The organism is Arthrobacter sp. Hiyo1, assembly GCF_001263615.2.
Lineage (GTDB): Bacteria > Actinomycetota > Actinomycetes > Actinomycetales > Micrococcaceae > Arthrobacter.
In genome coordinates, this window is record NZ_DF952469.1 from 317029 (window position 1) to 320665 (window position 3637).

Consider the following 3637-nt stretch of genomic DNA (forward strand, 5'->3'; position numbering starts at 1 on the left):
CGCCGCGAGGTACCTCTTCGTCCGTTCCTTCCGCCACGTCGGCCGGCGCAGCTGGGTGGAGGCTTCCTTCAGGTAGCGCAGGGCCTGCTCCTGCTCGCCCTGCAAAGCCGAGGCGTAGGCCGCCGCAGTGCAGGCGACATCCAACATGCCTTCGTTGTCCTGGACGCGCAATTGGCTGATGACCGGAATGAGCGCGTCCAAACCGTCCTGGCCCCGTCCCTGGAGGCACCGGAAGATCGCTTTGGGAAGATCGATCGCTGTGGGCAGTGCCTCGGCGACGGAAACCAAGAGGTCGTCGCCGGGTTGGACCATTTCCGCCTCTTTATCCCACCGTCCTGCAAGTACGAAGGCGAACCGTAGCCGCGATGTGGCGCGTCGGGCCGCCGCGACCGAAACAGCAGGATCATGGCAGTCAGCCGTCAGCTGTTCCGCCATGTCCGCCGCCTCGGATTGCCGTCCCGTCAGGGCCCACGCCTCGCACAGCCAGCTTCCGGCAAGGAGGCGGAACTCGGTGCCGTGCGATTCAAAGTCTTGAAGAACTTCTTCCAGTCTTGCCGCCATCTCAGCGTAGGAACCCGAATAGCTGGCTGCCTGCGATTCGGCAAGGACAAGTTCCTCCCGAAGTGTTGCGATGTCCTGCCCTTCGCCGGTTTCGGCTTCGAGCCGCTGCCTAACGCGGGCCAGCGTTTCGCAGGCTTGCGCCGTGGTTTCGGGAAGGGCCAGAAGGACTGCGGCCTCGGCCAGCTTGAGCCGGACCCATTCGGCCAGGGTGGCTTCATCCCCGGGTTCATCCAAGTGAAGACCCAGCAGCTCCCGGGCCGCAGCGACGTCACCCAGTGTCATCATCGCGCGGGCTTCCTCGGCTACTGCCCCGGGCACCGTGGAGTGGCCCGGAATGGACCGGACCAAGCGCAGGGCCAGCCGCGCATCAAGGTGCCGGTTCGCCATAGCGGCAGCTTCAAGCGCTTCTTCCCTTCCCAGCTTGGCTCCGCAGTCCAATGCCCAAGCGGCCATGGATAGCAACATCGAGCGTTGGCCAAGGGCCGGATCCATCGATTTAAGGAGCAGGCCCCGGAGTTCGTTGCTGCGGCCAGGGGGTACGTTCGCCCGGACCACGTCACCGACCAGCTGGCTTTGGAGCCGGGCCATCCTGGGCAACGAGTCGTCGACGACGAGGACGCCCCTTTTCTCAAGGGAGTCCACATCGTCCGCCGAGGCGAGTGCCAGCAGGGATTCCAGGGGCACGGCCCTGGCCAGTGAAAGGATCTCCAGGACTTTGCGCTCACCGTCGCCCATTCGCCCAAGCCGCGTGGTGATCAGATCGGTGATTGCCCTGCCATGCTGTTCGCTCCGGGACGTCAAGACCCAGACGCCGTCGCTTTTCAGGAGCGAACCCGATTCGGCGAGCTCCGCTGCGAGCATCTTGAGGTAGTGCGGGTTGCCCCCGCTGGCCGTCCACAGGGCATGGGCGCCGGACGGGGAGACCTGTGCTCCGAGCCCGGCTTCGAGCCAGGCGTGCGATTCCTGGAAAGTCAGGGGCTTGAGGTCGATCCGGTGCAGGAAGCCATCCCCGCACAGCCGCGTGATCTCGCCGCAGAGCCGCTGCGGGTCGGTGCAGGTGAGGACAAGTTGCGCTGTGCCGTTCCTCGCAAGTTGGGCCACTGTCATGGCCGCCAACTCATCAAGCTCGGTCGCGTTTTCTATGACCAGGTACACCGGCTTTCCCTCGGAGCGCTCACGGAGCAAATTGGTGAGTGCCGACAACACCAGGACTGGATGTGCCAGGTATCCCGGGTCAAGATCGCTCAGAAGGATATTGAGGGCGCCGTACGGTGATCTCGCCAACGCCGCGCTGCCGCGGATGACGACGACGAATGAGCGCCCGCGTAGTTCGTTCACCGCGCGAGTAGTCAAGTAGCTCTTGCCGCTCCCCGACGGCCCAGTAACAAGGACGCCACCCTTGGAAGCTGCCAGCGCGACGGCGATGTCCTCAACAGCGGCTCTGGGTCCAATCGGCGGCCAGGCCGTCGAAATTACCGATTTGCCTCCGGTTCCATCCGACGAAGACGTCGCCGAAGATGCGTCGAACGCCTGGTACCGGGACGCGTTCCCGGACCGAACGGCATGGACCGTAGATGCACTGCCTGCTGTCAACATGAGCGAGACCCCCAGTGATCGAGTGGTGACACCCCCCAATTAACCAGCTGGCCGTCAGGCCCACACCAGTAGTGAGTACTCGACTTTCCTGGTGCCGGATACTCGTATGCGGGTGTGAGTACCTTTCCCCCGGGTGGCGGGTACTCGTCGCCGGCAGTGGCGTCCGTTCGAATCGAGAGTGCACTACTACTCCCCCGCGGCCATTCCCGGCTTCAGCCTGTACTCGACGCTCCCTGCGCGACGGCCGCGGCTCCTGCAAGTTCGTCCCTGCCGGTGATCCCCAATTTCGAATAGCAGCGGTACAGGTGCCCTTCGACCGTCCGGACCGAGATAAGCAGCGTGTCCGCAATCTGCCGGTCGCTGAGTCCCTGGACCGCCAGATTGACGATGTCCCATTCCCTCTTGGTCAGCTTCGGAACCACGGACTCGTTCTGCGTTTCCTCGCTGCCCTGGCCGAGTTCTTCGTTGCAGTGCGCCAGCCCCGCCCGCGCTACGGCGCTGAGCTCCTTGGTCTGGCCGCGATCCGGTGCTGCCAACGCCAATCCATATGCCTTCGCGGCCAGATGGTAGGCAGTGGCGGCCTGTAGCTTCTCCCCTGCGGACAGGTACCGGGCAGCTCCCCCGAACTTGAGTGCCCGTCCGTACTCGGCGAGCGCTTGTGCCCACTCGCCCTCCGTTGCAGCCGCGGTTTCACAAAACCGGTCCAACCTGCTGGTGTCTCCCAGGCCGAGCGCAAGCTCAAGGGCATGAAGTTCAAGGTACGTCGCGTTTTCCTTCGCCGCGTCGTCAGCGTTTTGGTGCAACGCTTCCACTCCCGAACCGTCGGCGTTGAGGAGTTCAAGTCCGGCGTCGAAAAAACTGTTTGCCTGTGCCGCGAGAAGGTGGGTGCTGTGTTGTCCCCAGGCTTTGAAGTCCGCCCGGAACCGTTCGGCTTCAGGCAGCCCGGCGCCGGCTGCGGCATAGAAAGCCATGGCGGCACACAGTCCGAAGAGATTCTGCGGATCGCTGTCCCTCAAGGCTTCGAGTCCCGCCGTCAGCAAGGGCAGGGCGTCGCCGGTTTTTCCCTGCCTGATGGCAATGTATCCGGCCACCACGTAGGCCGCGCCGCCATAGGTCGCCATCGAGACGCCCGACGATTCGTAGTACCTGTCGAGGAGATTTTGTGCGTCGGCCCAGTCACCTACGGCCAACGCGCAGATGACGAGGCGGGCGGAGATGAACTCGGGGATGAAGAAGACATCGTTCTCCTGGGGCTGCGCCAAGGCGGCAGCTTCGAGAACCAATAGCCTCGCCTGGCGCCCGCGGCCGAGGGCGCACATCATTTCTGCCTTAAGTGCGAGTGCCAGGCCCCTGAACAGTGGGGCCAAGGAGCCTTCCACGGTTCCCGACTGGAGGAGCACCCGCTCCAGTTCCGGGCCCATCCTCTTGTAATCGCCATCGACGGAGCCGGCGAGCAGCCCGATCACGGTGGCGGCGAGCG

At 64.3% G+C, this 3637-nt stretch carries 3 protein-coding genes; 1 reads left to right on the forward strand and 2 read right to left on the reverse strand.

The window, feature by feature from the left end:
- On the reverse strand, positions 1 to 1914 hold a 1914-nt coding region (locus tag AHiyo1_RS24510), incomplete at its 3' end, for a hypothetical protein (protein ID WP_172465509.1).
- 46 nt (positions 1915 to 1960) lie between these two features.
- On the opposite strand from AHiyo1_RS24510, the gene AHiyo1_RS24515 reads away from it, so the two are divergent.
- Positions 1961 to 2200 carry a hypothetical protein gene (locus AHiyo1_RS24515; protein WP_172465510.1) on the forward strand — a complete coding sequence of 80 codons (240 nt, stop codon included), beginning with the start codon at positions 1961 to 1963 and terminating at the stop codon, positions 2198 to 2200.
- Between the two features lie 169 nt (positions 2201 to 2369).
- On the opposite strand, the gene AHiyo1_RS06005 is transcribed toward AHiyo1_RS24515, so the two are convergent.
- Positions 2370 to 3637: helix-turn-helix transcriptional regulator (locus AHiyo1_RS06005; RefSeq protein ID WP_216363138.1), on the reverse strand; the 1268-nt coding region annotated here is incomplete at its 5' end.